Consider the following 26,995-nt stretch of genomic DNA (forward strand, 5'->3'; position numbering starts at 1 on the left):
TGCTGAGATTAGATCCCCCTAGCCCCCTTACAAAAGGGGGAATATTTGTCTTGTCGTTTTTAGCTTAAGGATAAAATTCACTTAGGGGGATGAAAAGATAGGAAGATCTCACCCTTCCAAACAAACAGCCGCAATTGACAGCACTTTTTTACCCCGCTGAGATTAGATCCCCCCTGGCCCCCTTACGAAGGGGGGAATAATTGTCTTGGGGATACAAAATTTATTGAAATCGTTTTTTTGTGCAACGATCTAAAAAATCTCTCTCCACAACAAAAATCTAAAACGCTACACCCATGACCCTAGTCAATGCAAAATATCACCTTCCCTATAACCCCGATCTCATCGCCAGAGCCAAACAACTGCGTCAAAATATGACGCCAGCAGAGAAAAAACTTTGGTTTGGCTTCTTAAAAAATTTCAAATATAGAATCTATCGTCAACGCCCAATCGATTATTTCATCGTAGATTTTTATTGCCCCAAACTAAATTTAGTGATCGAAGTAGATGGAGACAGCCATTACACACCCCAAGGTCAAAAATATGATCAAGAAAGAACCGAAAAACTCAAAGGCTATGGTCTAAAAGTGATTCGTTTCAGTAACCAAGCAGTCCTGAACAATTTCACAGGAGTCTGTGAAGCCCTAAATCAAACAACTACAGCGATAGATTTAATCACTTAAATTCCCCCCAAGAGGATGAAAACCTCTGGCTCCCCCCTTTACCAAGGGGGTTGGGGGGATCCCACCCTTTAGCTACTTACACAAAAGACCCAAGAGAACGGCTTTCTCCAGCTGCAGACTCCGCCAACCCCTGTTGGATAGCAGCCAAAGCATCTTGATTTTTATAGAGCCAAGCTTCCCGTTCAGGAATCGTGACCACAGGCTCCAAAAGGATTTCACCCAGGTCGTTACTGAGAACACGGTAGCTTTTCGCTTTGGCACTTGCCCCAAGAGTAATGCGACCGCGACTATCGGGTTGAATAATTTCTTTAATCACTTTAAAGTCTGCTTTTGCCATGGTGATGACCCGCCATAAATAATGGGTAATACCCTACTTCCCACCGCTTCATTGTAACGCCATCTCTGGGCACAATTAACGGCACTTCTTGTTCCCGCTCCCCCTGGCCCCTTTAAAAAAAGGAGGGAATGTTGTTTTCAGTTTAAAGATAAAGTTCACTTAGGGGGACGAAAACCTATGGCTCCCCCCTTGAGAAAGGGGGTTGGGGGGATCCTTACCCTTCCAAAAAAACAGCCACAATTAACAGCACTCTTTTACCCCACTGAGAGTAGATCCCCCCTGGCTCCCCTTACAAAAAAGAGAAGAGTACCTGTTAAGGCTTTTTCTTTTCTGGTGGTTTCTTCTAGGAGCGACGGGTCATGGTGATGTACCTTTCTGGGAACCAAGCCGATGAACTAAAATTATTGTTTTCGGGTAAGCTCGCGCCCGTTAAATCTGCATATTCTAAACTGAGATTATTGCTCTTGATGTTGAGCAAATTAGCATCACTAAAATCAGCCCAATTACAGTTGGCTTGATTGAGGTTTGCTCCCTGTAAATTGCTTTCCCGGAAGTCAGCATTGGTCAAATTACAGTTCTCCAAATTAGCAGAAGCGGCATTTAACCCCGCACAGTAGGTATGGGTGAGGTTGGCCCCACGTAAATCAGCCTGGGATAGATTGGCCCCTTCTAGTACAGCATTTTCGAGGGAACTGTAACTGAGGTTTGCATGGCTGAGAACAGCCCCCGTTAGATCCGCACGGGGAAGATCGGCCCCCTCCAAGTTGGCATTTTGCAACTTGATTTCACGGAGGAGAGCCCCCTTAAACTCAGATCCGCGTAGGTTCGCCCCGTAGGCATTGAGGTTTTCCCCCTGGATCTGCGAAAAATTAGCGGCGATCGCCGTCGCTTCAGCTAAGTTGGCATGGTTAAGTTGAGCTTTGCTCAAAATCGCCTTGGAAAGTTGGGTATTGCTGAGGTTAGCATCATTGAGATTACAGTTTGCCAGATTCGCCCCTTCAAGTTTCGCATGGCTGAAATTGACATAATTGAGATTACAATTTGCCAGATTTGCCCCGTCGAGCTTCGCATGGCGCAAGACCGCCGCCTCAAAATCGAGGCCCGCTAAATTCATACCCTGTAATAACGCTCCGGTTAACTCAGCCCCCGCCAGACTTAGGTTGTCTCCCCAGAGGCGGGATGTCCGAAAATCAGCCTGGTAAAAAGTAAATCCCCGGAGCTCATGTTGACTAAAATCCACATTCAAAAAAACGACCCTCGTGAAATCCCGTCGCCCTGCCTTGACCGCCGCTTGGAATTCACGATTGGTTAATTTTTCTTTGCAAAAGGAAGGTCGATATTGCGCCGTCCGCCGCCAAAAGATCAGATTATCAACACCCCGCAATAGCGATCGCCAAAACCATGCCATGACATTCACTCCTATAAATAATCTGTTGGCTGATCCAAATAATCCGGCAATTCCCGCTGGTGGGGAACTTTTTGCCAAAGCGCTTCGATGAGACGATTTTGTAGATTACTGAACAGGTTGGGTAAATAGTTAATGTAGCGGTAGATGCGATCAAGGCTCGCCTGGGGCCGTAAAGCAGTACGAAACTCCTGTTGGATCGCGTCGTAGGTCGCCTTTTTTTGCAGATACTTCACACAGTAGGATAGGCCATCGTAATAGTAATCGGTCGTTGCATAATCAAAGCTACCCAGAGCATTCAGTGCTGCACGATATTTATCAACGAGCTTCCGGATCAAGTTTACGTCCTGCTGGATCTGGCGGATGGGTTCAGCAAGGGCCTGTTGGGGGGTCTGGTCTCCTAGGTTATTGCTCGCTATCCCTTGATTTCGGGGAAAAATTTGTTCTAAATTGTGGCGTAATTCCCGGCATTGTTGCGCTAAATGTCCGGCGACCATCTTCAATTCTTGTTCATGCCGCTCGACCACAGGGGCCATCAATAACGTTCCATCTTCCCATCGCTCTTGCTCCTCGATGAGGGCTTCTACTTCTGGAGCAAGATAGCTCTCTCCGGTCTGTTCAATATAGTCCAGTAGCTCTGGCGTTAGCTTTGTATCTGGATCCGGCGGAGTGCGATCATTGGGCATGGCCTAATCAGCCCCAACTCAGGGGGCAACGGGACTACTTTATCTAATCTAAACGACGACGGAGGGTATGGATTGCTCTCTGGAGCTGTGCTTGCTTTTTCGGGTCGAAGCTTGCTTGAACCTCAGCTGTCTTAGAAAAAGTATAGGTCAAATAGCAGGCTACCAAACTGAAAACAATCGAAATCACCATCATCAACATTGGAAAGGCAAGGCGGCTGATTTGCAAATTTAGGAGGTCGGAAAGGAACAACTCCGTGGCGATCGCCGCACCATCCGCAGGGGACTTCAGTTCATAATTTGCCTCAAAAGCGCTAGTAAAGTGTTCGGGCATCTCTGCTTCCAAGAACTGGACATCATTACCAAACTCAGCACGCTGCACGAGGGATTCGTCAAGCTTAGCACTGGCTTCATCATAAGCTTGAGACGCTTCTGTTTCTAAACGTTCTAGTTTCCGCACAAAGGGAAGATTTTCAATTTCTACATTTGTCCAGTCTTGGTTGCGATCTTCATAATCTCCATACAGACGCACTTCCCAACGCTGCCATTCGTCAATTTCGCGGGACTTGTCGTCTCCATATTGCTCAACAATACGCTGCTGTACCGCCTTTCCTTCAGCAATCTCAGCCTCTAGTTCAGCGAATTTGTCTGCATCGGGCTTTAGGACCTCTAGGCGATCGCGCTGGGCGTCAATGATTTGTGCTGCCTTTGTCTGTTGTACCTCGGGCTTATTCGTAAACATCACAAAACCAGGGCCGGTGAAGGCAGTAAGACTCAAATTGAGGGCCAAAAATCCCAACGAGCCACCCCAAGACCAAGCCTGTTTCCCATGGCCATTCTTCGCCGCAATCGTCCCAAGCTTATTAGACCCGGCATTAAGCAGCCCTAAAAACAACACCGTCGCAGGTAGAGACAGCCCACCCAAGCCCCCCAAGGCAATCTGAATAAAGGGCGCGATGCCAATGGTATTAACCAGAGTAGAAGCAGTCACGATCGCGGCTGTATTCTCCGCATTTTTCTTCAGCTCTTTAGTCACGCGGGCAGTGCCATGCAAGCTATTGGGATTACACCAAATCGCCTGATCGCCGATCCAAACACAAATTTTTCCCGCCTTCGACCAGACAGAATCGGCCGGGCGAGTCGAAACAACATTATTGGCAACTTGGGGCTGTTGGGACTTGGAGGTATCTTGTTGGGGCAGTTTGGACAGTGTCATCGCGGTTGTTCTCCTTTCGCTGTTGTTACCAGATTAAGGAGACATGGAAAAGACGTTTTCCAAAAATAAAGGTTGGGATCAAGCCCCAGCAGTGGGCCACAAACCGCAAATTATGGCAATGGTTAGGGATGACTAGAGTGTTGTTTTCCATAACGCGAAAACCCCTTTTCCGTTAGGCCCTAATATTGAATATTGAATTTAGTAATGCTGCGTCGGTAGAATGCGCAGGAAAGGCAAAAATGACAACGACAAATCTTCTCAAGCTAGAGGAAGACGTGCTGACAATCCAGCTTTCGGCAGCGTCCTATCGCATGAATGATGTGCTCGTCCCAGCCCTCTATCAAGATTTAGCGCGTTTAAAACAAAACGAATTAAGGGGTGGAAAACTTCTGAAGGTAAATGGTAAGCATTCATTACCAATGGCCTATGTTCTGGCCGATGGTGTTGCCCATCTCTATGGGGCGATCGCGATTTTTGAACCCGAACATCAAGGCTATCTTGTGGCGATTTCCCATGACCCAGATTATCCAGTCGGAGCTTATGTGTAATGGCAAAACGTATCAGTCTCAGCTGCGCGCAAGACACTCTACAGGTCAAGATCGCCCCAGATCAAACAAAGTCTGATCTCCTTCAAGGAGCTTATGCAGAATTAAAACGCCTCGACGCGCTCAATCAACTGCCCGGCGGACTCCTCCTCAGGATTGATGGACCTTGTCCCTTGGTTGTCGGCTATGCGATCGCCGCCTGGGTCTCACCCCGCTATCAAGTGGTGGCGGTGCATGATCCCAGACTTGGTGGGTATATTGTGGTCAAAACAGACAGCCAAAATCCCAACAATCCCCCGTTGGGTACCGTTGTCCCCCTAACCCAAGGCAGCCCCAAGCAAACAATTAAAATTGTCCTCTGTGGCCCACCCCATAGCGGTAAATCATGCTTGCAATATGCCCTAAAGCAACAGCTCATGGCCGCCTATGATCAGCAGGGGAGTCCTTATCCATGGGTGTTTGATGTTACCCCCGACGGGGAAGGTAGTTGGTTTCAGGGAACCATGCAGCAGGCTCCAGCATTCGCCAAGGCCCTCAAGCAACAATATCGGGGGCCTTTTACAGACGGGTTTGTGCAAGGGATGGCCACGTCAGTAGCAAATTTAACTCTACCCCTCACCCTCATTGACTTGGGCGGAAAATTGTCTGACGCAAATTTGGCGATCGCCAGTGGTGCCACCCACGCAATCATTCTCTGGCGCGATCACAAATCAGCCCCAGAACAAGAACATCCCTTCTATCAACCCCTCGGCGCTTGGCGTCAGTTTTGTCAAAATGCAGCATTGGAGGTGATCGCCGAGCTCAAAAGTCACCGAGAAGCACAGACCGATCAAATTGATGTTGCTCAGCCAATTTTGCGGGGCAATCTGTACGGCTTACAACGGGGCAATGATCTCCGAAGTTCTTTGATTGTGCAAGCTTTGACCCAACAAATTTGCCACCTATGTAAAACGCAATTAGCACCAGAAAATCAATGACACTCATTCTGCCACCCAATGCTTGTGTACTACAGCAACTGGTTCCCAAGGCATCCCTAGCCCAGGTCAGTTCTTTGAATAAGGCGGTGCGACTTTGGGTACTGTTGGATGCAATTTATCGCCGACCCTATGCCCTAAAGCTCCATGATCACGATCAAAGTGAATTGGATTATGAGACTTGGCTCATAACGCAGGGCCTCAGTTTTAAGGAGTGGTATCACTGTGGCCTGAATCATAGAGAGTGGTTGACAGAAGTTTTTCGGGACGCTGTTCCAGAGGCCAAAGATGCTAAATTAATTCCCCTAGAGGCTTGGTTATCACTCCAGCCAGAATTTGACCGAGATGCTTGGATTGCTGATTTTCAAGCCCATACTCACTTACCGCCAGCGGCGATCGCCCAAAGATTAGAGACTAGCTATCCCTATGCCGTTTTCCATGAGAGCCGTCTGCAATTTCTGGACACGGTGAGCAATGGGGCTGAATTTGAACAACACTGTCAGGGTCAAAAACGGGCTTTTTTAATCGCAGCACTGCCAGAGGGCTATAGCATTCGAGTTTATAATCGCAACGGCAAACTACTCGCTGCTGAAAATATTGATGCCAAGCATCACCACCTATTGACAACGCTCAAGACTACTTTCCAGCAAGGGAGAGCGCTGACAGAAGTTGTAAAAATTAGGTTGATTCAGCAAATTGTCGAAGCGTTTGATCTTAAAGAATCCTATCAGCGACTCCTACGCAATGACTTCAAAATGTTATCTGAACTAGGTTTGCTTAAACAAAAAAAAGCTGATCACAGACAACGATTTTTGCCCCTCGCTGATCTCGACAAAATAAAGCAACGGCTGAATTTGCACCAACCTTTGAGGACTGCCGGCCAACAAATCCTCAGTTTGGCGATCGCCACAGAACAATTATCTGACGTAACCCAAAAGTTCCTGACACCGATTCGGGGTATCCAGCGGTTGTTCTTAGATTTGGACTATGTCGTTGATCCAGAAGTGGGTAGCGATCGCGTCGATGCCCTCAAGCTGTTTTTATATAATCTCTGGCATCAAGACAAGGTGTCTCCCCTCATTCAATTCCAATATTCATCCGCCTCCCGTGGCCAAAAACAGATCCTAACCTATCCGATTGCCCTGTACTATTCGCGTCGCGCCTTTTACCTTGCAGCCTACGGGCAAACGCCCCAGGGTAAGATTATCCAGCATTACAATTTTCGGCTAGACCGGATCGAGCAACCGCAACGGATGCCTTGGCCCAAAACAAATTTTCCGTCCACAATTCCACCGGAACTTTGGGATGCCTATTGTCAAAAACAATTACCCAATGAAAAAACGCTCCAAGAGGCCATGGAGCTTGCCTGGGGATTTGATATTGGACTCCCGGCAAAGCCGATGCTACTCCGCTTTGAGCGCCAGTTTCACGATCTCTACATTCACAATAGCGATCGCCATCTCTCCTTTAGACAAGTCTCTCCCAAAAATCTCATCGAAACCTTAGAAAATACCTATCGCGACCTAGACGATCCCACTCAACTTTCAGTAGAAAATCAGCAGCTTATTCAAGAACGCACCACAACATATCCCCAAGATGCCTATTACCTCGCAATTTTTCGGGTAATCGAAAATAACATTGTGATGCGTTTGCGAGCCTGGGGGCCAAAGGTAGAGGTGATTTATCCACCGGAACTCCGAAAACGACTTCAAGAAGATATCCAATCAACCCTAACAATGTATGAGTGAAATACCCGACCCTTTGACTCAACGCTCCTCATCCTGACACTCGCCTGCGACAGAGTGCGAGATCTCCCCACAAAAAGCTAAGCACCGTGGGCTTCTATTTTTTCTTGGTAACGGATCGTTGCTTGTTTTAGGGCTGCATTTGGCTCCAGTGGCTGTGACAGTTTCTCTATCAAGGCTTCACTGTCTTCCAAGGTTAATTTCAAAATGTTATGGCGTTCAATTACTTCATAGGCCACGGCTTGGACACTGGTCACGACAAAATCAGTCTGCGATCGCCCTTCGAGATCAGCCGCTTTCTACATGAGTGCCTTTACTTCTCGACTGAGGCAGGCCTCTAGATGGGCGAGATTCTTAGTTTTAGGGGCTGGTTTCATGGAGATACGAAGGAGTGGCAATTGACCATACTCCAATATATATCCAGCAATTTGCCGTACATCTATGAATGCCCGCACTATCGAAATAGCACTAAACTCCCTGACAGATACAGCTACTCCAGTAAGTCTACAGAAGGATTTTGACCGATATCTCTCCCTTATAGATCCATCTCCTAGCGTCGAGCTAATTTTCTCTATCTTACGAGTCCGGTTTCAACTACCAAGGCAGCTAAGCCATCATTGGTTTGGCTCTATCAGGGGAGTTTGTGAAGTTTTATTAAATTATTACCACTTCAATGCTCTTAAAAAGACGGTGCCATAACCCACGGCTTTCCGTCACAGTGACGTAGCAACGCCAGATCAGCTGATATAGATCTCCCCTAAGGGGCTTTCCCTTTCCTGGAGAAGATCCTGTAGAATTAGAGAAATTTAAAAAAGACGAGGGTCAGCGGAAAAGCCCAAAAGCTGCACTTCCACCGACCCATCGAAAAACTTTTGCCGGGTTTTCGATGGGTATATTCTAGCAGCTTTTTCGCTGATTCTCCAACCCCCCCCATCTGGAGATAAAAAAATGACTGCCTTTGCCATGATTACCGCCGATAGTGACTGCCTCCTCAACCAAGTTAGTCGCTGCGCCGCCACCCTCTACAACTGGCTTCTACGCAAACGTCCCGCCGGTACAACCTTTGAAGTAGACCTCGATACTTTCCGCCACTGGACTGGCAAATTCCGCAAGAAACCCTACTGTTCTAAGTGGATCCGTCAGGCCGTGACCGAACTCACAAACATTGGTCTCGTCGATATTCAGCGCCAGTACAACAGCAAAATCTACAAACTCGCCGCTTATCGTCCCGGGAATAAAACTTCCCAAATCGAGAACAAAACTTCCCAGTTTGGGAATAAAACTTCCCAAAAACGCGCCTCAAACCCTGATGCTGCCGTACCTTCTTATATAGATACTAAAGATTTAACAGATCAGGCTTGTTCTGCTGTTCAATTAAAATTTTCTTTTTTAGATCCTCAGGTTACTGATGTACTGGAACAGAAAACTCAGTCTAGCCAAGGGAAAAATGTTAAAAACCATGAAGCTGGAAATGCAGTAACTGATGAAACCCACAAATTAGACCAAGAGCAAGAAAAGCCGCCGGGCCAAAGTGTAGAATCAACAAGAAATATCGATGGGGATGATGGTGGGCTGATATCTGGGGAACAAGTAGTGAATCCACAGGAAGTGGCTGAAACCATGACTGGGGACAAGACTGGGGCTGTTGGATTTGCTAGGGAATTGAGGCAAAAAGAGAAAGAGAAAGATAAGCGAACTCCAGTTCAGGAAGCTAGGGATGGCGCAACCGAGACTATTGAGGAAAAGCAATCGCAGACGGAAGAAGGGGATAAAGCGGATGTGGTGGTGAATTCCCAAGCCAAGGCTCATTTGGAGCGGCTTGATGATCTAGGGATTGTGTTGAATCCTTCTCTGGTGCGGTTAGTGAAAACGACGGCGGCAGAAATTATTGAAGGGGCGATCGCCGCCTATCAGCGGTATCGGCGTGACCACTATGTGAAAAATCCAGCGGGCTTTTTTGTCTATGCAGTCAAGAATGCAGTGGCCAACAATCACACAAGCGAAAGGGCGAATTTCTTCTACTGGTTTGAGGCGATGAAGAAGTTGGGGCGTTTGGGTTACTACGAAGAGGTGGATGGGGATTATCTGGTGCGGGATGGCATTCATCTGGTGTCCTGGCAGGTGCTAGTGGACCGGGGCTGGACTTGTGAGTATTTGCAGAAACGACTGCAGCGCTAACTTGGCTAATACTCTCGGTAAAGTAGAGATTCACAATTGATCTTTAAAATCTGCTTTTCAGATCCCAAACACCAATCACACCACAAAAAACCATGGCGATTACTATTGCACTACCCGATGATCTTGCAGAACAATCCATCGCTCTTGCGCTCCACCTCGACCTTTCCTTGGAAGCTTTGACTGTTATGGCTCTTGAGGAAATCTTGGATAAGCATCGACGCCAGTCTCCGGCAGATTTAGAGTTGGCGCAAAAAATGAAAATTGCCCAATGTGGTATCGAAAAATATCAGCAAGCCTTAATTGAGTTAGCCCGATGAAAAAACCGATTTGGTTAAATGCCGCAGATATTTATGGCATCCATCAAGCAGTGATTGCAGCATCAGGTGGACAGCCCGGTATTTTAGCTGCGGGGTCAATTATGGCAAGTTTGCATAAAGCGAAAAATGTTTTCTACTACTCCCAGAATCGAGATCTTTGTGATTTAGCGGCAGTCTATGCCTATGCCTTTACCAAAAATCATTGTTTTGTCGAAGCAAATGAGCGAGTGGCTTTGATCGTTGTCTATACGTTTTTAGCGATTAATGACGTTGAATTAAATGCGCCACCAGCAGAAGCTGCTAGGCTATTTCGGGAAATATCTATGGGCCAGGCTCCCCAGGTTACAGAAATCGAAAAAATATCTTGCTGGTTAAAACGTCATACCTAGTTCAAAGCCTGGAGATTGGTTGCGCTGGTTGGTTACCCATAACGTTATGGGTAATCGCGCTAATGACTCACTCATGTTCGGAGCCTAGAGCCTCTCAAGCTTGGATGATTCTCCTCTTTTGCCCAGGTCTCGAAAAAATAATTTTGCGACTTTATCCGAATCTGGAATGCCCTTTGCTCTTAGGGATTGAAGCGTTCAAAGTTTTTTATGTCGCACTCAATTCATTTCAGACCCACTCGTTTGGTGGAAACCCTCAGCGTTCCCCTCAGTTTGTTATTGCTGAAATCGGGACAGCCGTCTTGGGCAATGATTCCCCTCTGTATCTATGCCCTTCTATTCACTCCCCAAGGACTACGGGCATTTCAACGGTTAAAACCTCGGTCTAAATTCCTTGCGGCCCTGACTGGGTTAGCGATGCTGGGTTTATGCATCAGTCCTCCGGTAATGGCGATCGAGTATTCGTTCTTACTCCAAGCCACTCAAACCGCGATGGAAACCTGTATTTTCAGTCAAATTGCAGGTTTAGCGGTATTGTCTGGGTTAATTTTTACGGCGATTCGGGGCAGTGTTGTCCTTGGTTTAGCGTTCGTTGCCTTTGAGGCATGGCAGGAAAAACGGAAACAGCAGGATTCTTCAGAGCAGATTAAAACGATTGTCTACGCAATTGTTTCCATTGTCGTGGTGGGGGCAATTGAACCGCTCATCATCGGTAGTGGTTGTGGGGGCTAAACATCATGTCTGTGAAAAATACGAAGGTCAATAAATCGTTTCGTCGTCGCGCCAATTTCTTTATCTTTAGCCCTGAACACATCATCCCGTTTGGCTTGTCGCTGTTTTTTGGCTTTATCGTCGTTGGGGTTTGGTGCCAAGCAAATTTTATCTGGGTGATGGTCTACACCTGTGCGCCTTTCGTCACTTGGCTGATTGTCGCGGGTCAGTCTCCGGCAAGAACAGCGGCAAAATATCAGCAGCCACCCCGTTGGCGTCGCGGTCGGGGACGACATTCGATGTGGCTTCAACGGACTCCCACTCCGGCAGTGAGTCGGCAAGTTTCAATTCAGGAGGAATTACGGTAATGGGTTTAGCAACGGCAATTCAGGCTTTACGGGGTTCTATGCCCACGGATTATTTGCCTGCAATTGAGAATTTTTTAGATCTCGTCAAAATTGTTTGTCTGCGAAAAGGGGGTCATGATGTCTGGGCGATCGCCAATACCCAGGGGGATTTAACTCAGTTTTCCTTCAGTGCCAGTTATCAGTGTATCCATAGCAATGAAGCCCACGAGCCTTCGATGGCGGGTTTACTATCGGTGCTGAAAGGTTTAGCGGAGCAGGAAAAGCTCACTTTTTCGACGCAGGTGAATTCTCATTTTGAGGCTTCCCCAGCGGAGCATTTACCGAATCCAGCGGCACAATTGCTTTGGCTGAACAAGGATCATACCTGCCGCCATCTCGCCCACAGCAAACAACGCAAGCAAATTACCTATCGCATTGATAGCACTTTTACCGTCGATGGGTCAGCAGTGGATTCGGATAATGGGGTCGAAAAATTCTTCTCCAAAGTGATTCGCCGTTGGGAATCGCTATTCACTGATGCAGAATATGAGCGGGAATATGACTCATTACTCACTCTCTTTCAGTCTGCTTATCGGGCGGGGATTGAGTTTGAGAAAACCCTCTATGCCACGCTGAAACTGGATCAAGCGCAACTCTATGATGGCGATCGCCTCTGGGAGATGCTCAATCAAGCGATCGGTGGAAATTCGGCATTACCTTACTATTTATTTGTCGATCTCGATGATCCCCAACCGGAAATTTTAGAGTTCAATCGAGCGGGTGAAAGGCTGACAGGAGAACCCTTGTCATTGTTGTCGCAGCTTTTTACCGACGAGAATTTTCCCCGGACACATCAAGAACATCTCTGGCTCCCCGCACGGCAACAATATTGCGCGATTCTGGGTTTTGAGGATTTGCCCGATGAGTTTACCTCACCGGAACATAAATATCGTTGGCTCTGGGATTGCCTGATTTCCCTAGATCTCAGCGATTATGACCTGATTACCCAATACAGTTATGCCTCGGTGGATGGCGTGCGCAAATCCCTACAAAATTACACCAAACAGCAGCTCCGCACCTCCAACAAGAATGGGCAGGCAGACCAAACGGCGGTGGTTACCTCCGAGGAAGCAATGGAGGCGCAACGGCTGATTCAGCAAGGGGATTATCCGGTTTATGTGGGCGTAGCAATCCTCGTCTATGCCCCTAATTTAGATATTCTCCGCGACAAATTAACCTTGATTCGGAAAGGCTTTAATCGCCCCACTCGTCTGTTTCAGGAGCGGGATTATGTCTGGCGCATTTGGCTGCAAACCTTGCCCATCAAGCTGGAATTGTTGTGGCGTTGTGCGGGTTTTGTGACGGGTGATTATCGGCTTTCCATCAATGCTTCGGCGGCCTTGGGCTTAGTCAACCTCACGGGCATCGTCAATCAGGCGGAGACAGGCACGGAATTTATCAGTATTCAGGGAGGCGTACCGTTTCGCGCCAGTCTGGAGGATGAATTTGGCAGTCCGCGCCACGGGGTCGTCTACGGCAGAACGGCTTCGGGTAAGTCAGTTCTGGTGGGCGATATGCTCGTGGAAGCAGCGTTTACAGGGGCGCAGATTACCTCCATGGATTTGGTCGTACCGTCTGAAACTGAGTCTTTAGAGGAGTCCCAGAAGACTTCCTCTACCTATTCGGCGTTGATTAAATTTCTTGGTGGCACGGAGTTTGATCCTTCCCGTGAAGCCTCCAATATTCTGGAATTGCCGGATTTATCGCACTTTTCGCCCCAAACTCAACTGGAACGGCGGGATGCGTTTGTGGAATCCATTGAGGCAATGTTGCAAGCCTTGGTGCTGGATGGGGTTACTGATTCGGGTTTAGCCACGCAGGTTGAGTTTATTCTCACGACGGCGATCGCCCGTTTTTATCGTGATCCCGAAATTCTTGACCGCATTGCCCAGGCTCAAAAACAGGGAATTCATTCTGCGGCATGGCAAGCCTATCCGACCCTCCAAGATTTCTACGAGCGGATCAATTATTCACTAGTGCAAAACGACGACGAGGGGCAACGGCAGGCGGTTAATTTCATCCGTTCCGCCCTGATGAGTTGGATTGAAGGGGCAATGGGTAAGCAGATCGCCCAACCTTCTAGCGTTGATTTTTTCCGCACACCCTATCTGCAATTTTCCTGCCTCAAACCCAGTTCTGAGAAGAAAGCACGGGTTTTGGGACTGATGATTTGCAATATCGCCCAACGGCGCGCCCTGCAATGTTCCCGCTCTATTTTTTACATCGATGAAGCTTCTATCTGGCTCGAATATGCCGGTCTAGCAAGATATGTCGGTGTGCAAATGGCAACGGCGCGAAAGTCTGGTTTGACGGTTATTTTAACCACCCAAGATCCAGTGATCATCGAAACCAATGCCGCCAGTGCCAAGATCCGCACCAATCTTTCCTTGCGAATTACGGGACGAATCAACGGCGATGACATTGACCATTACCAACGAATCCATCGCACGCCTGAAGCCATCATCAGCGAAAACGTTGCCTTTAAGGCCGACCCCCGTCGCGGCACTTCCCAGTGGCTCGTGGATGGCGATCGCCGCTATACCCACGGACGCTATTTTGCCAGTCCCATTTTGGTGGGTTTATTGGCAAACAACAAAGCACAAGTCATCGCCCGCGATCGCTTCTTTGAACAATACCCCAACCCCCTCGAAGCCGCTGCCCGCTGGGGCGCACATTTTCAAACTTGTATGCAACAGGGCAAACCCTTAGAGGATTTTTAACCATGAACAATCACACAAAAAAACTACTGATTATCATTCCTATTTCCACAGGTATTATCTTGATGTCCACTGCCAAAAGCGAAGCCTCTATTTTGGACATTCTTAAAAACACTTGGAACCAAACCACTCAAATTATTTCTGGTGCCTTTGAAACCTATGTCGGCAGCCATGTTGAAGACTTCCTTCAAGTCTATGTCCCCCAAGGGATCGAGGCAATCGTAGGCGCATTAGGCTTGCCAGATCCCAGCGGTATTTTTGCAGAGATTCGTGACCAAGCCACCCTCAATCAAACTGATATTAACGACATTGCAGAAGGCATTTTAAGACAAGCCGAAGTCGCTGCCGGTACTTCTAGTACCCTTGGAGAAATTGTTTTTTCTGCCGAAGGCCAACAAAACACCGAACAATTGGCGGAAACTGCCACACAAATTTCCAGCTCATCGGGCGAACTGGCAGAGCAATGTCAAAGTCTGAATATCACTCAGGAAGTGATGAAATGTATGACGCTACAGATGGCCAATGAAACCCAGCTTTCCCGCATTCAGATCGAGCAGAATCAGCAAATTCTTCAACAGCTTGCTACAAATAACATCGCTCAAGCTAATGTTGTCAAAACCCTGACTCGCGATGAACGCACTAAGCAAGCAGCACAGGATCAGGCTGCCAATCAGATTCTCCGTGAGGTGCAATTTAATAATGCACTAGTTGATGATCTTTAAGCTAGTTTATTTTCTTGAATAAAAAAGGAACAAGTTTCAAATTGGGCTTGTTCCTTTTTTATTCACTCGGCGATTCTTAGCTCTTTAGGACAATTAGCAAAATAGATCAATATTCATTAAACGGCTATATTTTCTAAGTTTAAGGCAACAACTTCTTTATGAAGCTGTTCACCAATTTTATCTTCTGTAATGTCTAGATCATAATCCATTTGCAAACCCAACCAAAAACGAGATGACATATTAAAATAAAGGGCTAAGCGTAGGGCTGTATCTGCGGTAATACGTCGTTTTCCCTGCACAATTTCATTAATTCTACGGGCAGGAACTCGAATTGCTAAAGCCAGTTTATTTTGACTAAGATTCATTGGTTTTAAAAATTCTTCTAGGAGAACTTCACCGGGATGAATAGGTAATAATTTTTCTTCAGTCATGGTTTTATTTAATGGTAATCAACAATTTCTACATCTATGACTTCACCTTCTTCCCAACTAAAACAAATTCGCCATTGGTTATTAATACGAATACTGTACTGACCTTGGCGATCGCCTTTCAGTGCCTCTAACCGATTAGCTGGCGGGACTTTAAGATCCTGTAAGGTTTCGGCACGGTTTAACATTCGTAGTTTTCTCAGGGCAACCTGCTGGATATCGCTGGGAAGTTTACGGGAGCGTTGTCGTTCAAAGATTTTTTGAGCTTCTTTGTCTTTAAAATTACGAATCACATGATGTTTTTAACAGGTTATCCCTATAGTATATAACGAAACGCGTTAAACGCCTTGAGGAGCTTTTGGATCTCCAAGCGAATGATCGGGGGTTGAGTAGCATTGGAACGAAAAAGTAGGTTAAGGATTTTTAAATCACTCACAATCTTCTTCTGGCAAGGATTCCCGCATTCCTTTTTGGACTAGCAGGCGCGTTAGAAGTCAATTTCTTCGTGGGCTGATGGTTGAACAGTTGTACCTGTCATCAACTCCCGCAATAAATCCCGCTCTGGGTGAACCTTGACCAGTGCTTGGATTGCTTCATCGTCAAGAATTTCCAGCATTTCTGACAGTTTTAGGGAAGCGGCTGATAATTTGCCTTGGATATGTGAATTTTGGGAACGGGCGGCTCTGGCGTAGGCGTAATCGAGGCGGGATTGGCAGGATTGCAGATTGCTCACCAGTTTGCTGAGGGCGGTGGCAAGTACGGCTTGGTTGAGTTCGTGGACGGTCTTTTGTTGGTCATTCATGGTGTTTAAAGCTTGGGATGATGATGACGTTGTTCGTTAGATGCCTGAATGGGTTTGGGTTGTGGCTGTTCTTTGGTAAAGAGTTGCTCGGCGGTGGTCAGGATTTTTTGGAGATAGGCTTGGGTCGATTGGGGTTGAATTTTGTGAATATCACGCAGGGCTGGATCTCCCTGTAGCAAGGTCGCAGCGAGTTCCTGCGGCTGGAGTCCTTTCTGTAAGCCTCTTTGCGCAACGTTTTGGAGAAAGGTTTCGGGGTGTTGGCGGTCTAAGCCTGTTGCCAATTGTTCAAAGGTTGCGACGCGGCGATCCTCCCACATGGTGCGATGGACGGCTTCGCTCAGGGGTTGGCCGGCTTTAAATTGTTCGGCGATCGCCTGAATGCCCTGTAGATAATTGGCGGCTTTATCGATACAACGGGCGTGAGCATACCACTGCCGTAATGCCGTTATGGACTGCTGAAAAGCGGCAAAATCATTTTCCATCGCGGCAAGTGCCTTTTCCTGTAAAGGTTTTGTTGTAACCTCCTGAATTCGTTGCAAATACGCTGGGGATTTGGCGATCGCCCTTGCCACCGTGCCCCAATTTTCCGGACTGACAACCACATCCCTCGGACTTGAAGGGGCACTATTCTGAAGCGGTGGGTCAGATTTTAGAGCAGGCTGTCCTTGTGGATATGCAATTTTTTCTGGAGTTTTTGCTGCTTCTGAGACGACGATCTCTTCCTCTCGCCCTGGAGCGAAATCTTGCCGACTGGCTTGCATGACTCCCGCCCAACCCTGTGCCAAAAGATTTCCAGAAAATAATTCAGCAAAACGATAATCTTTATTCCGCAGTTCACCCCCAGTCAAAGGGTTATAACTCGCCGTTTCCAGTAATGATAAATTTCCCCGCTGACCAATCTGAAACACCATTTCGGCATCAATATAGTGGTCCCCATTCAATTCAGCGTAATGGCTTAAATAAAGCTGTTCACCGTGCCGTTCAATCACAAAAGGTAAATAACCATCCTGTTCAAACCGCTGATGAAAATTCTTCCCTGCCAGCACCAGTTCCGCAAATCCTGATTTATGCAGAAGTTGGGCGATATGTTTCGCTGCCTTACTCCCCTGCTTTTCTGACGACAGAATACCCTGGGTTTTGGCTCTTGAGGACTGCACCGGCGCAGTATATTCAGAAACCGCAGTCATAGATATAGGTTCAACGGACTCGGGCAGTGGTGGAGTGGCTATTGCGGCGGGTGGAGCATTGAAAATTTGCAATTGTTCCGTGGCTTCAGGCTGAACTGGAGTCGTTACCATCTGCTGTAAAGTCGGCAAAGATTGTCCTAAATGTTCCCTTAATAATTCTTTGTAGCTGGGATCATGGACGGCTAATTTCACCTTTAATGCCTCCATCAAAACCTGTACAACTGCCTCTAAATCCTTGGGTTGTACTCGCATTTCCATGCGGCCACCCACGGAATAAAACTCCTCCTGTGCAGCTTGGAGTAAAGCTTCATTGAGAAAATATTTGCCCCCACGACTCGTTGCTTCTGGAACCTGCACCACATAATATTCTGGGGGTTTGCCAGTGAGCCTGGCATTGCCATTGGCCTTGATCGTTAAATCTAACTCCAAAGATTCCACCACACCCCGGTTATGACTCCATTCCGTCAGGAAAAGACTCACCTGTTCTGGGTTTTCAAAGGGTACGGGTTGTTGCTGGAGCTGCTTAACGATATCAAAATCCTGATGCATCAAGAGTCCCTGTCTTGTCTGCCCCTGACTATCGGTAAAATTCACAAATTTACCCTTAGGAAATTTCTCGTAGGCTTTGAGTAAATTCCCCGTAAACACCTGCATCTCCGTCCGCTGTGCCTGTTGCAGGCGATCGAATTCTCCATAGATATTGCGGTCTGGATCCACCGGATTGAGGGTAATACTGGAAGCTCATCCGGTATTGATTTTTGAGAAGGGCAAGGATCGCCCGACTTTTTTGGGCAATATCCACCACCACACCGGAGGAAACTTTGACATCTTCCAAACCGAGGCTGAAGAACTGGACTGGCTCTCCCACCGGAAATTGTTCAATTAATTTTTGAACCGCATCTGATTGTTGATTGAGCTTTTCCTCTGTTTTATCAAGGGTTTCCGCTGATTTGAGTTGGGCAAAAACCCGCTCTCGATAGGCAGTCATCGCGGCTTGGAGGGCTTGGAGTTTTTCACTGCCCTGTTGTTGGGCGATCGCCTGAATTGCTCCAAGATCATTTTCTTCAATAGATTTCACCTTGGGTTGTTCGAGATTTTCTCGCACCAAGTTCATTACCTGTAATTGGGAAGGGGGTTTATTGATTACCTTGGCATCGACCACCTCCAGCACCACAGTTTCAGTAAATTCGCTGACTACATTGGCATCCGCTGGCACAACTTCCATCATTGCCACAGTGCGGGCATCGAGGTCGAGTTTATCCGCCGCAAGAATGTTCTCCCCCATCGCCTCTTTTTGCTTGATCAGGGCTTCAGTTTCGGTTTCGATGATGCCGTAAAGTTCCTCTTGATCTGACAAAGGTAAAAGGGGGATACGTCCTGTCACCCGTTGGATAAGGGCAGTATCTCCGTCTAAACTGCCCCGTGTCGGGTAGGACAACATGGCATCGAGTTCTGGATTTTCCTCTAATAATTCGGTGATCACCTCTTCCCCTGCGGTGTTCATGAAATCAGTCACATTACCCACACTCAGAGCGGAATCCCGTCCGGCAGTGGTATTGGCATTGAGAGATGCCATTTTTTTTGCCAGGATTGCTCCCAAACGTTTCTCGGCGGGAACATCTGCCATCACCAGGGTGAATTTTGGCTCGATCACCTGCCCAAAACGGTTTGCCCGTCCCAACATTTGCATCATCTGGTTAATATCCCGCTCAGCCTGGGCGACGATCATGTGTCGGGGGCGTTGGTCACTGAACTTTTCGGAGGCATGGAGGCTAATCCCCGTCGCACCGCTGCGGTTTAAGATGACAACATCTAATTGCCCACTGTTAAAGCGATCGCCTGATCAATTTGGCTTGTTGTCCCCATCTCTCCAGCGAGGCGAAATCGCTTCCCCTTCACCCGACCAAACGGCGGATTCATGATCACCACATCATGGAATTGGTTCGGCAGATATGCCGTTGCATCCTGTTCCGTCACTGTGAACCCTTGGCTACGGAGTTGATGAGCTCGATCTGGGTTCAGTTCATTAACAGTACAATTTTCCGGTGCTGCCCCTAGCAATAATGCTCCGTTTCCTGCGGTCGGTTCATAGATTTTTGCAGTTTGACTCCTCGGCTCAATGGCGATCGCCTGAATGCCCTGTAAATAAGTGGCGGTTTTATCGATACAACGGGCGCAATGATACCACTGCCGCAATGCCGTCATAGACTGCTGAAACGCGGCAAAATGAAAGATGTAGCGAGCGTTAACACTATCAAAATCTAATTTGAATAATTTTCTATGATTTGTCGGATATCTTCGGGAGAAATATTTGCTCTTTCGGATTTTGTGTACAGCGTCAATAAAATAATGCCTGTATCGGTTTTGAGATAGTAAATTAGTCGATAACCACCACTTTTTCCTTTCTGAACATCACTATTACGGATTCTCAGTTTAAAAACAGGATAGCTCACGCCGGGAATTTGATCGCCGGGTAACTCGCCTTGGCTAAGAGCTTCGATAATGGGCTGAAGATCTTGCTTGATATTACGATATTTCTTGCTTAGTTTGCGGAGATTGCGACGAAAAACGGCAGATGTTTCAATTTGGATTGGGTTTTTATCCGGCATGGTCGATATCATCCCAAAGTTTTTCAATGGGAAGGGTTTGTCCGGTCATTGCTTCGTGCCATGCTTGCCGGAAATCATCGAGTAATTCTGCTCTTGTGGGTTCGTCGTCGGCTTCGTCTTCTTCGGGAATGAGGATAATGACTTCGACGCGGCTATTTTTGATTGCCACTAAAGGATTATCAAGGGTAAGTTGACCCTGAGCATCAATGGTTGCCATGACTTTTTGTGCTTTCATAAAATGACTCTCTTTATTTAAGTTAGTGATGGTAATTTAATCTTGAGTTTTTCCGATTCTTGATTAATCCAATGAATTGCAGTCTCTTCATCTGTTTCAATCGCTTTTTCAACGCCATGTTTGGCAATTTCTAAGAGTTGTTTAGATTGTTCGCTTTTTTGATGAGACTCTTCTACTTTATCTCTGATAGATTTCTGCATAAATTTTGGCGCATTCCACACTAAAAACTGATTGATTTCATTAGGATATAACTCAATTTGTCCTGATGAACCTTTAAAATGTTTCTCGACTTGATATTTGCCGACAATACTGTTTAAGAAAATAGATAGATAAACAGGATCAATAAACTCTGTTCTCAAAATTGTGACATGGTTATCTGGAATAGCACACTCTTCATATAGATAAGGTGCGCATCTACCAATTGTTCCTACTCCCGTACCATTGATAAGAACATCATTGGTTTGAATTACTACTGCATTTTTTCCATCTGGAAGTTGTGCGTAGCGATTATCTGAAACAATTACCTCACCTTCTCGCACGTGCTTTGAGTTGACGACAGTCAAACCATTTTTTTCTTCAACATACTGAGGTTGTTTTCCTCTTTGGTTGAGTGAAAGTAAATTTCCTAATGAATCAAGCTGAACTTTTTCTTCAATGCGCTCAATGAGTTGGTCATATTTGGGTTGGTAATATTCAGCATCTAATCTTGCATCGCCCAGCAAAAATGACTCAGAAAAACGCTTAACTGCAACTGTCTCCTCCGTCAGCTCCCAATCCTTCAACCCCAACTCCGACAACAATAAATCTTCAGCCTCTTGATAAGTTTTGATCGACTCTAATCTCTTAAGATGTGCTCTATCAAATATTTCTTTCAACTTCAACTGAAACTCCCTATTTAAGAGTGGAATTTTTACTGCTGCGAGTTCTTGAGAATTAACATTTGACTGATTAATTGAAATTCTTGCTCGCCTTTTTATATCCCAAATACCCAAATTAGAATTCAAAAAAGCAACTAAATATTCAGGCAGTATTTTTGATTCATCAGTCCTTACTCGTATCAAATAAGATGCAAACACAAATTCACGGTCTGAGGATATTTTAAATAATCCTGTTCTTCCAACAAGATCAAAAGAGTTAGTTCTATTAAATAAAATATCTCTTTCCTTTAATTTATATTTCTCTATCTCTATAGAAGAAATCTTGGCAGATTTTAGAACATCAATATCACACAACATATTGTGTATTTCATTCATCCTATATATTTTTGTGCCTTCTCCCTCCTCATTCATTTCTATTGAAATTCCATACTGAACTAGTGTCAAATGTTTTCCTATATCAACATATTCATACTTCTGATTTTTTAAAGGTGGTTTTCGATGAAATTCACTGTCAACTCTAAAGTCTTTATTTTTTAAAGTTTCACTGAGTAAAACTTCACTTGCTTCTAGCCCATCCATTAACCGCTCGTACTTATCTTTACTAAATGGCGTAACAAATGGGCTTTGTTCAAAAAAACTGAGCTTTTCCTTCTTCGCAAATTCCATAAACGCTTCAGCAATGCTATCCTCCGTTAACCCCTCATGGTTAAACAGATCATGGTCAATCACCAAATGTTGATGCTCATCGAGCAATAAATCCCTGTCCTTTTCTTTCTCCGATAAACCTTCCTCATCCGGTGGCACAATGCGCCGATAAATCTTTTCCCCTGAATTATCCTTACCCGACTTCTGCATGGTCGCAAAAAAGATATTGTAATCATCCTGCCTTGGACACAACGCCCCAGCCCTCGGATCATCATTCCACTTCTGCACCAATAACACCGATGTCTTTGTACCCGTGTGCGGCTTAAAAGTATTCCCATGCAAACCCACCACCGCCAAAATCCGGCAACGCTCCGCAATAAACTCCCGAATCTGCTTATCCGACGAATTATTAAACCGACCCTGCGGTAAAACAATCGCCATTCTGCCTCCCGGCTTCAGGAAATCCAGATTCCGCTCAATAAACAGGATGTCCCGCCCGACTTTCGTTTGCCACTTACCATTCGGCTTTTTTGACAACGCATACTTATGGATAATACGCCCTTCCTTGATGTCCCCAGCAAACGGCGGGTTCGCCATAAGAACATCAAACTTAAACTCTTTATAACTATTGCTATTCTTCCGCAGCTTCTTTAAACGCTTAAAACCATCATTGTAAGTATCATTCCACGACTCCTCTTTAGTGATTTCGTCCCACCCGTCATAATCCAACGTATTCAGACGCATCACATTCGTTTGACCGTCCCCAGCAATAAGATTTAGAGTCCGCGCCACCCGTACCGACTTTTCATCAAAATCAATCGCAAAAACCCGTTTCTCCACATATTCCGTACAACGGTGAGGCTTTTCCTCGATGGTAAAAAGATGACTCGCCTCGATCCCTTCATCCTCTAGGATTTGCTTCCATACATGAAAAATTGTATGTACAGGAAACCCAGACGAACCCGCCGCCGTGTTGATCATGTATTCATCCTCTTGCGGATTGAGCATCTTTACACACATATCAATCACGTAGCGCGGCGTAAAATATTGCCCCTTCTCACCTTTGCTGCTCTGGTTCACCAAATATTCAAACGCTTCATCAATCACGTCTAAATTTGAGTTGAACAGCTTTACATTTTCCAGCGATCGCACACAAACTGATAAATGAGAAGGCGTGAGTGTAATCTTAGAATCCTCACTAAAGACCCCCTCCCACTTTTCCTTCGCTCGATCAAACAGATCTTGAATCTTATTTTTTAGAGCCGTTTCCGTTTGCCCGGTATTCCGAAACTCTAAAATACGCTTATTTCGGTTGCTACCTTGCCCGGAGAGCCATTCATCATAGAGCTTGGTGAAAATTAGCTTAAAAACTTCCTCAAAAACATCCACCCCAGCATTTGCTAAAACCTCATCCTCCATCTCCTCGATTAATGCCCGCAAAGACATCTTTTCATTCACGAGGCGATCATTTTGGATCAGATCCTCCAACGTGAACTTGATTTGTAGAATATCCTCAAGGGTTTGACTTGCCTTTGGGATATCAGTAATCCGCTCAAAATAATTTGGATCTTTTCGATGCCAACGGGAAATCGAGTCTCCATTTGTCCAGACCCCAATCGGCGCACCTGTCGCATTGCAATAAGACTTAAGCTGATCCTTTCCCGCTTTTTCTTTAGGCTTCTTCAGCTCGACAATCACATAAGGAACTGTTGGGCGATCCACATCCATGATCGCAATATCCGCCTTTTTCGTTTCCGTGCCAAACTTCACCGGATATTCCACGATTATGCGATCCGATGGATACCCATATCTATCTATCAAGACTTTCAAATAAAGCTGTCTGACTATTTCTTCCGGCTTAAGCTGAATATCCTTATTTCGTATTAAACACTTAATGTAAGGCTTCTCGACTTTTTTCACTGTCTTCAAAAAGATTGAATCCTCAAGCCAATCAAGATCTTCAGGTTCAAATTGAGAGAGTTTATATTCTGAGTCTTTGAGAATGTCTGCCAGTTGCATGAATATCCTTATGTGTCGCTCCCTAACCAGGGTAGTAAGATTGGCTGTTTTAGTATAAGTCTTGAAAAGATACGCTAAAACTACCGACGTAAGATTTTGACACAATCTATTCGATAAGCGATCGCCCCTGATCTTGCTCCGGTTACGCCCAATGCCTCTCTGTCTACTGCCATGACTCCGCCCCAAAAGATGATGAGTTTTGGCGCGTTGCCGGAAAATTCAGTTCAGCCTAGGGTTTCACCATCTCGTCCTACGCCATCGTCTTTTTCTCTTGAGGAAACTGTTCAAGATGATTCGATTTTGTTGGTGCAGCAGGAAACGTCTTTTTTGCGAGGCGATCGCCAATTTTTAGTTGAAGGGGGTCAATCCCTGGCTGGCACGGTAACGCAACAACTGATTGCAGCAGAGAAAGCAATTCTCCACATTCGCACGGCGGAGGCAATTTTAGGTCTACCTGCGGATTCACGGCTGCTGGCGGAGATCACCCAGGTTATGGATGGATATCTGGTGGCGGAGGTGCGAGCAATTCTCCAAGGCGATCGCCCGCCCGTTCTTCTACCCAGTGGAACCATGACCGTTTCAGCCTTAGATGGACATTTATTAAAAGCCAAAACGGATCAGAGCTTTTTGCAAACTCCCCTTGGTCGGGCGTTGCTGGGAGCAGGTCGGGGACTGGCAGATCAGTACATTAGCCGTTCGGAAACATTTTTTCAAACGGAATCAAGTACTTCGATCACGCGGGCCGGGGGCAGCAAGGACTGGACAAGTCTCGGTAGTGCCGCCCTCAAGGGTTTGACAGATTCACTGCTGGCTGAACCGGATGTGGGGTCGGCGGTGCAATTGGTTCAGCCCCAAACTTTTGTGCAGTTAACAATTCATGCTCCTTTTGTTCTTTCTCTATAAGGTTATTGTCGATGAAATCTCTTGCAAAGCTTTCGATGTTTACGCTGATTTTTGGATTGTGGGGGACACCTGTCTTGGCGCAAACCCAACGAATTTCTGCTGAGGCAGCACAACGTCAGGTTCCCACCATCGCGCTCAAGGTCAACCAGGGAGTTAACCTCACTTTGCCGGATGGAGTTTTGGCCTATAAGGGTTGGCTGGATGATGGTTCGCTCATTCAACTCGATGGCGATCGCCCGTTTGAGCAGGGGGCGTCTGTACTCCATTTGGTTGCTAATCAAACAGGACAAGCCCAACTCAGCCTGGTAACCCGTGATGCAAATCAAGTGGAATCGCTCTATGTTTTTAAACTGGTGGCAGGTTCCCAAGGGAATAGTATCGTCAATGTCACAGCTCACCCTGTTGACACTGTGCGGGCTGCGACAGCTCAGACCCCGAATACGACACGACAACTCCAGCAAGGTGTTCGCCTAGCGATTGAACGACAGTTATTGGTAGAAAATTCGGAATTACACCGGGCGATTCAGGGGGCAATTTCTAAGATTGACCAAGGAATGGCCATGGAACAAGCGGCGACTACTTTTCAACTCGATCCCCGCACCCTTGCCCAGCTTTTCCACATGGGTCAAGGTGAATCTTTACCAGATAATCCCATGCGCCAGGAACCACTACTCGTCAGAGTTGAGGGGGTTTCTGAAACTAATAATGCCGACGTTGAGGCTAGACTGACGGCTTTAGAAAATCAGGTGGAGCGTTTGGATGGCCGTGTGGCCAGCTTGGATTCCCAGCAATCAGAATTTTTGGCGCAATTGCAAACCCTAGACCAGCAGCAGGAAATTTTCGCCACCCTCCTACAACGGCAAAATCAGGTGGCCCAGCGTCTTGATTCACCAAAAAGTAAACTCATTACCCTCGCAATCAATACAATTCCGCGTCCTACAGCGACCCCTGTTCCTCGTACCCTAGATAATCATCAAATTGCCAATGCGATCGCCAGAGGGCTGACCACCCACCCTGATACACCCTACCGGAGTAGACTCTATCTGCGTTACCAAACGATGATCCGCAGTCTACGGCGTGGTTCTACCCTTTCCCAGGCAGCACGACAAGGCAATCTCCAGCTTAACCATGTGAAATCGGTGCTGAAAAATGCGGGGGTTACACCGGAGGCAGTGGGACTATGAAATTGCCATTGCTTTGGGTCTCCCTGGTCTTAATATTGCTGCTGAGTTTTGGCTGGGGCTCCCGCAGCGCCGCGATTCCTGCACCGACAGTCGATCTAGAAACGTTACGCTGGGCTGATTTTCCGCCGATTCAAACCAGTGCTTTCTATCCGGTTGATACGGGTTTATCGGCGCAGGTGGGGTATTCCCTCGATAAACAGATTCAAGTGGGCGATCGCCTGACGGATATTTTTACCCTGGGGGATATGGCGAATACGGGAATTGCAGATTTATCGCCGCTGCAAATCGCATCCCTGGCACAGCTTGATTTACAAGATATTGCCCTGTCAACATTCACCCATTTCACCCAACAATCTTTAGGATCTTTGGTTGAGGCATTACCGACGATCAACAGCCTGCCTTTAACCGATATTCCTCCCTTAGCGGATTTGGTTACAAGTCAGGTAAGTGAGGGATTACAGGACTTACTCTCGGAAAATATTGGTACGTTGCTGAACAATCCGGCGATCGCCCAACTGCCCCTCACTCAAATTCCTAATTTATCAACTTTTTCGGTGGCAGATATTCCCAGCTTGGCGGAAACGTCTCTTAAGGCATTTACAGGCTGGCAGGGGATTCCTCTCAAGGATATTCCTGGTCTGGATCTTATTCCCCTCGCTGACTTAGGCATCTTATCTCCCTCGGCGATCGCCACCTTGGACATTGTTTGGGGAGCAGGGGAGGCCAATGCAACCTTTCAACCCATTTCCGGCAGTACTAAAGTCGGGTTTCGTTATCCTTGCCAACAGGAACGCTGCGCCTACATCGAACTCTCAGGACAGGGACATCAGGGCGATCGCACTCACTCATGGGCAGTTTTCGTGGACTTAAATAACTCAGGCTCAATTAGTTCGGAAGAAATGACTGACTGAATTCAGTTAATTTCTCTTCCGTTTTAGGCTGTAGATAAAGCACACACTCGCGAATAATAATATTTTCGTCAATTTTTTTCTGGATGCAATACTTTTGAATAGCTTCGTCACTCAATTCTTCGATGACATTTGGATGTAACATAGCCACTGGAGTTTCCTGTTGACATTCAA

At 46.5% G+C, this 26,995-nt stretch carries 28 protein-coding genes and 1 pseudogene; 14 read left to right on the forward strand and 15 right to left on the reverse strand.

Annotated elements, in window-relative coordinates; genetic code table 11:
• The first annotated feature begins 293 nt into the window (after positions 1 to 293).
• Complete coding sequence (locus AACR41_RS01825; RefSeq protein WP_030008022.1) at positions 294 to 680, forward strand: endonuclease domain-containing protein; 387 nt, start codon at positions 294 to 296, stop codon at positions 678 to 680.
• A gap of 76 nt (positions 681 to 756) precedes the next feature.
• Here AACR41_RS01825 and AACR41_RS01830 read toward each other — a convergent pair whose 3' ends face one another.
• The 4 genes from AACR41_RS01830 to AACR41_RS01845 all read right to left on the reverse strand — a co-directional run bounded on the left by AACR41_RS01830 (position 757) and on the right by AACR41_RS01845 (position 4,321).
• Complete coding sequence (locus AACR41_RS01830) at positions 757 to 1,017, reverse strand: hypothetical protein (protein WP_030008023.1); 261 nt, start codon at positions 1,015 to 1,017, stop codon at positions 757 to 759.
• Between the two features lie 343 nt (positions 1,018 to 1,360).
• On the reverse strand, positions 1,361 to 2,425 hold the full coding sequence (locus AACR41_RS01835; protein WP_084150030.1) for a pentapeptide repeat-containing protein: 1,065 nt from the start codon (positions 2,423 to 2,425) through the stop codon (positions 1,361 to 1,363).
• An 11-nt stretch (positions 2,426 to 2,436) separates the two neighbouring features.
• Positions 2,437 to 3,108 carry a hypothetical protein gene (locus AACR41_RS01840; RefSeq protein ID WP_030008025.1) on the reverse strand — a complete coding sequence of 224 codons (672 nt, stop codon included), beginning with the start codon at positions 3,106 to 3,108 and terminating at the stop codon, positions 2,437 to 2,439.
• 43 nt (positions 3,109 to 3,151) lie between these two features.
• Complete coding sequence (locus tag AACR41_RS01845) at positions 3,152 to 4,321, reverse strand: hypothetical protein (RefSeq protein ID WP_030008026.1); 1,170 nt, start codon at positions 4,319 to 4,321, stop codon at positions 3,152 to 3,154.
• A gap of 239 nt (positions 4,322 to 4,560) precedes the next feature.
• Here AACR41_RS01845 and AACR41_RS01850 point away from each other — a divergent pair, with 239 nt between their 5' ends.
• The 3 genes from AACR41_RS01850 to AACR41_RS01860 are packed head-to-tail and all read left to right on the forward strand — an operon-like array spanning position 4,561 to position 7,588.
• A complete protein-coding gene (locus tag AACR41_RS01850) occupies positions 4,561 to 4,869 on the forward strand; it encodes a hypothetical protein (RefSeq protein WP_030008027.1) in 309 nt (102 codons plus the stop codon).
• On the forward strand, positions 4,869 to 5,843 hold the full coding sequence (locus tag AACR41_RS01855) for a hypothetical protein (RefSeq protein WP_052349725.1): 975 nt from the start codon (positions 4,869 to 4,871) through the stop codon (positions 5,841 to 5,843). Before AACR41_RS01850 ends, AACR41_RS01855 begins: the two co-directional genes overlap by 1 nt.
• Positions 5,840 to 7,588 carry a TIGR03985 family CRISPR-associated protein gene (locus tag AACR41_RS01860; RefSeq protein WP_030008029.1) on the forward strand — a complete coding sequence of 583 codons (1,749 nt, stop codon included), beginning with the start codon at positions 5,840 to 5,842 and terminating at the stop codon, positions 7,586 to 7,588. Before AACR41_RS01855 ends, AACR41_RS01860 begins: the two co-directional genes overlap by 4 nt.
• 77 nt (positions 7,589 to 7,665) lie before the next feature.
• Here the strand turns inward: AACR41_RS01860 and AACR41_RS01865 are convergent.
• A pseudogene (locus AACR41_RS01865) lies at positions 7,666 to 7,872 on the reverse strand (type II toxin-antitoxin system TacA family antitoxin); the annotation flags it as partial.
• Positions 7,873 to 8,533: 661 nt separating this feature from the next.
• On the opposite strand from AACR41_RS01865, the gene AACR41_RS01870 reads away from it, so the two are divergent.
• The 7 genes from AACR41_RS01870 (at position 8,534) to AACR41_RS01900 (ending at position 15,023) form a co-directional block, all read left to right on the forward strand.
• Complete coding sequence (locus AACR41_RS01870) at positions 8,534 to 9,763, forward strand: hypothetical protein (protein WP_030008030.1); 1,230 nt, start codon at positions 8,534 to 8,536, stop codon at positions 9,761 to 9,763.
• Between the two features lie 92 nt (positions 9,764 to 9,855).
• Positions 9,856 to 10,080 (forward strand): hypothetical protein, encoded by a 225-nt coding sequence (locus AACR41_RS01875; protein ID WP_030008031.1) that lies wholly within the window; start codon positions 9,856 to 9,858, stop codon positions 10,078 to 10,080.
• Positions 10,077 to 10,469, forward strand: a complete 393-nt coding sequence (locus AACR41_RS01880) for a type II toxin-antitoxin system death-on-curing family toxin (RefSeq protein ID WP_030008032.1) — start codon at positions 10,077 to 10,079, stop codon at positions 10,467 to 10,469. Before AACR41_RS01875 ends, AACR41_RS01880 begins: the two co-directional genes overlap by 4 nt.
• Positions 10,470 to 10,676: 207 nt before the next feature.
• Positions 10,677 to 11,198: a hypothetical protein gene (locus AACR41_RS01885; RefSeq protein ID WP_030008033.1), complete on the forward strand. Its 522-nt coding sequence runs from the start codon at positions 10,677 to 10,679 to the stop codon at positions 11,196 to 11,198.
• A 5-nt stretch (positions 11,199 to 11,203) separates the two neighbouring features.
• Entirely contained in the window at positions 11,204 to 11,545 is a 342-nt protein-coding gene (locus tag AACR41_RS01890; RefSeq protein ID WP_152551030.1) for a hypothetical protein, read from the forward strand.
• Positions 11,545 to 14,304, forward strand: coding sequence for a hypothetical protein (locus tag AACR41_RS01895; RefSeq protein WP_030008035.1), 2,760 nt, complete (start codon positions 11,545 to 11,547; stop codon positions 14,302 to 14,304). The genes AACR41_RS01890 and AACR41_RS01895 overlap by 1 nt, the downstream gene beginning before the upstream one ends.
• A gap of 2 nt (positions 14,305 to 14,306) precedes the next feature.
• Positions 14,307 to 15,023, forward strand: coding sequence for a hypothetical protein (locus AACR41_RS01900; RefSeq protein ID WP_030008036.1), 717 nt, complete (start codon positions 14,307 to 14,309; stop codon positions 15,021 to 15,023).
• A 116-nt stretch (positions 15,024 to 15,139) separates the two neighbouring features.
• Here the strand turns inward: AACR41_RS01900 and AACR41_RS01905 are convergent, their stop codons facing one another.
• The 9 genes from AACR41_RS01905 to AACR41_RS01945 all read right to left on the reverse strand — a co-directional run bounded on the left by AACR41_RS01905 (position 15,140) and on the right by AACR41_RS01945 (position 23,826).
• On the reverse strand, positions 15,140 to 15,454 hold the full coding sequence (locus tag AACR41_RS01905; protein ID WP_030008037.1) for a HigA family addiction module antitoxin: 315 nt from the start codon (positions 15,452 to 15,454) through the stop codon (positions 15,140 to 15,142).
• Positions 15,455 to 15,462: 8 nt separating this feature from the next.
• The gene (locus tag AACR41_RS01910) at positions 15,463 to 15,744 is read right to left on the reverse strand and encodes a type II toxin-antitoxin system RelE/ParE family toxin (RefSeq protein ID WP_030008038.1); all 282 of its coding nucleotides are present in this window, start codon (positions 15,742 to 15,744) and stop codon (positions 15,463 to 15,465) included.
• A 194-nt stretch (positions 15,745 to 15,938) separates the two neighbouring features.
• On the reverse strand, positions 15,939 to 16,253 hold the full coding sequence (locus AACR41_RS01915; protein WP_030008039.1) for a hypothetical protein: 315 nt from the start codon (positions 16,251 to 16,253) through the stop codon (positions 15,939 to 15,941).
• A 5-nt stretch (positions 16,254 to 16,258) separates the two neighbouring features.
• Positions 16,259 to 18,157: a DUF6908 domain-containing protein gene (locus AACR41_RS01920; protein ID WP_152551031.1), complete on the reverse strand. Its 1,899-nt coding sequence runs from the start codon at positions 18,155 to 18,157 to the stop codon at positions 16,259 to 16,261.
• Positions 18,045 to 19,244 (reverse strand): strawberry notch C-terminal domain-containing protein, encoded by a 1,200-nt coding sequence (locus tag AACR41_RS01925; protein ID WP_084150031.1) that lies wholly within the window; start codon positions 19,242 to 19,244, stop codon positions 18,045 to 18,047. Before AACR41_RS01925 ends, AACR41_RS01920 begins: the two co-directional genes overlap by 113 nt.
• Before the next feature lie 8 nt (positions 19,245 to 19,252).
• Positions 19,253 to 19,645, reverse strand: a complete 393-nt coding sequence (locus tag AACR41_RS01930; RefSeq protein ID WP_030008042.1) for a class I SAM-dependent methyltransferase — start codon at positions 19,643 to 19,645, stop codon at positions 19,253 to 19,255.
• A 56-nt stretch (positions 19,646 to 19,701) separates the two neighbouring features.
• Positions 19,702 to 20,049, reverse strand: coding sequence for a type II toxin-antitoxin system RelE/ParE family toxin (locus tag AACR41_RS01935; protein WP_030008043.1), 348 nt, complete (start codon positions 20,047 to 20,049; stop codon positions 19,702 to 19,704).
• Positions 20,039 to 20,284, reverse strand: a complete 246-nt coding sequence (locus AACR41_RS01940) for a type II toxin-antitoxin system RelN family antitoxin (RefSeq protein ID WP_030008044.1) — start codon at positions 20,282 to 20,284, stop codon at positions 20,039 to 20,041. The genes AACR41_RS01935 and AACR41_RS01940 overlap by 11 nt, the downstream gene beginning before the upstream one ends.
• A gap of 17 nt (positions 20,285 to 20,301) precedes the next feature.
• Positions 20,302 to 23,826, reverse strand: coding sequence for an N-6 DNA methylase (locus AACR41_RS01945; RefSeq protein ID WP_030008045.1), 3,525 nt, complete (start codon positions 23,824 to 23,826; stop codon positions 20,302 to 20,304).
• Positions 23,827 to 23,997: 171 nt separating this feature from the next.
• On the opposite strand from AACR41_RS01945, the gene AACR41_RS01950 reads away from it, so the two are divergent.
• The 3 genes from AACR41_RS01950 to AACR41_RS01960 are packed head-to-tail and all read left to right on the forward strand — an operon-like array spanning position 23,998 to position 26,824.
• Positions 23,998 to 24,729 (forward strand): hypothetical protein, encoded by a 732-nt coding sequence (locus AACR41_RS01950; protein WP_084150032.1) that lies wholly within the window; start codon positions 23,998 to 24,000, stop codon positions 24,727 to 24,729.
• An 11-nt stretch (positions 24,730 to 24,740) separates the two neighbouring features.
• On the forward strand, positions 24,741 to 25,913 hold the full coding sequence (locus tag AACR41_RS01955; protein WP_223209963.1) for a hypothetical protein: 1,173 nt from the start codon (positions 24,741 to 24,743) through the stop codon (positions 25,911 to 25,913).
• Positions 25,910 to 26,824, forward strand: coding sequence for a hypothetical protein (locus AACR41_RS01960; RefSeq protein WP_030008048.1), 915 nt, complete (start codon positions 25,910 to 25,912; stop codon positions 26,822 to 26,824). Before AACR41_RS01955 ends, AACR41_RS01960 begins: the two co-directional genes overlap by 4 nt.
• On the opposite strand, the gene AACR41_RS01965 is transcribed toward AACR41_RS01960, so the two are convergent.
• On the reverse strand, positions 26,799 to 26,995 hold a 197-nt coding region (locus tag AACR41_RS01965), incomplete at its 5' end, for a hypothetical protein (RefSeq protein WP_152551032.1). The two genes, AACR41_RS01960 and AACR41_RS01965, sit on opposite strands and share 26 nt — an antisense overlap.

Origin of the sequence: Picosynechococcus sp. NKBG042902, from assembly GCF_963864045.1 — a bacterium.
Lineage (GTDB): Bacteria > Cyanobacteriota > Cyanobacteriia > Cyanobacteriales > MRBY01 > MRBY01.

Bases quoted from the DNA above. Each gene is read 5' to 3' on its own strand.
- AACR41_RS01830 (WP_030008023.1), bottom strand. From the start codon at position 1,017: ATGGCAAAAGCAGACTTTAAAGTGATTAAAGAAATTATTCAACCCGAT.
- AACR41_RS01870 (WP_030008030.1), top strand. From the start codon at position 8,534: ATGACTGCCTTTGCCATGATTACCGCCGATAGTGACTGCCTCCTCAAC.
- AACR41_RS01855 (WP_052349725.1), top strand. From the start codon at position 4,869: ATGGCAAAACGTATCAGTCTCAGCTGCGCGCAAGACACTCTACAGGTC.
- AACR41_RS01895 (WP_030008035.1), top strand. From the start codon at position 11,545: ATGGGTTTAGCAACGGCAATTCAGGCTTTACGGGGTTCTATGCCCACG.
- AACR41_RS01935 (WP_030008043.1), bottom strand. From the start codon at position 20,049: ATGCCGGATAAAAACCCAATCCAAATTGAAACATCTGCCGTTTTTCGT.
- AACR41_RS01835 (WP_084150030.1), bottom strand. From the start codon at position 2,425: ATGGCATGGTTTTGGCGATCGCTATTGCGGGGTGTTGATAATCTGATC.
- AACR41_RS01915 (WP_030008039.1), bottom strand. From the start codon at position 16,253: ATGAATGACCAACAAAAGACCGTCCACGAACTCAACCAAGCCGTACTT.
- AACR41_RS01950 (WP_084150032.1), top strand. From the start codon at position 23,998: ATGACTCCGCCCCAAAAGATGATGAGTTTTGGCGCGTTGCCGGAAAAT.
- AACR41_RS01905 (WP_030008037.1), bottom strand. From the start codon at position 15,454: ATGACTGAAGAAAAATTATTACCTATTCATCCCGGTGAAGTTCTCCTA.
- AACR41_RS01845 (WP_030008026.1), bottom strand. From the start codon at position 4,321: ATGACACTGTCCAAACTGCCCCAACAAGATACCTCCAAGTCCCAACAG.
- AACR41_RS01960 (WP_030008048.1), top strand. From the start codon at position 25,910: ATGAAATTGCCATTGCTTTGGGTCTCCCTGGTCTTAATATTGCTGCTG.
- AACR41_RS01930 (WP_030008042.1), bottom strand. From the start codon at position 19,645: ATGACGGCATTGCGGCAGTGGTATCATTGCGCCCGTTGTATCGATAAA.
- AACR41_RS01825 (WP_030008022.1), top strand. From the start codon at position 294: ATGACCCTAGTCAATGCAAAATATCACCTTCCCTATAACCCCGATCTC.
- AACR41_RS01850 (WP_030008027.1), top strand. From the start codon at position 4,561: ATGACAACGACAAATCTTCTCAAGCTAGAGGAAGACGTGCTGACAATC.
- AACR41_RS01955 (WP_223209963.1), top strand. From the start codon at position 24,741: ATGAAATCTCTTGCAAAGCTTTCGATGTTTACGCTGATTTTTGGATTG.
- AACR41_RS01860 (WP_030008029.1), top strand. From the start codon at position 5,840: ATGACACTCATTCTGCCACCCAATGCTTGTGTACTACAGCAACTGGTT.
- AACR41_RS01875 (WP_030008031.1), top strand. From the start codon at position 9,856: ATGGCGATTACTATTGCACTACCCGATGATCTTGCAGAACAATCCATC.
- AACR41_RS01940 (WP_030008044.1), bottom strand. From the start codon at position 20,284: ATGAAAGCACAAAAAGTCATGGCAACCATTGATGCTCAGGGTCAACTT.
- AACR41_RS01890 (WP_152551030.1), top strand. From the start codon at position 11,204: ATGTCTGTGAAAAATACGAAGGTCAATAAATCGTTTCGTCGTCGCGCC.
- AACR41_RS01945 (WP_030008045.1), bottom strand. From the start codon at position 23,826: ATGCAACTGGCAGACATTCTCAAAGACTCAGAATATAAACTCTCTCAA.
- AACR41_RS01880 (WP_030008032.1), top strand. From the start codon at position 10,077: ATGAAAAAACCGATTTGGTTAAATGCCGCAGATATTTATGGCATCCAT.
- AACR41_RS01840 (WP_030008025.1), bottom strand. From the start codon at position 3,108: ATGCCCAATGATCGCACTCCGCCGGATCCAGATACAAAGCTAACGCCA.
- AACR41_RS01885 (WP_030008033.1), top strand. From the start codon at position 10,677: ATGTCGCACTCAATTCATTTCAGACCCACTCGTTTGGTGGAAACCCTC.
- AACR41_RS01900 (WP_030008036.1), top strand. From the start codon at position 14,307: ATGAACAATCACACAAAAAAACTACTGATTATCATTCCTATTTCCACA.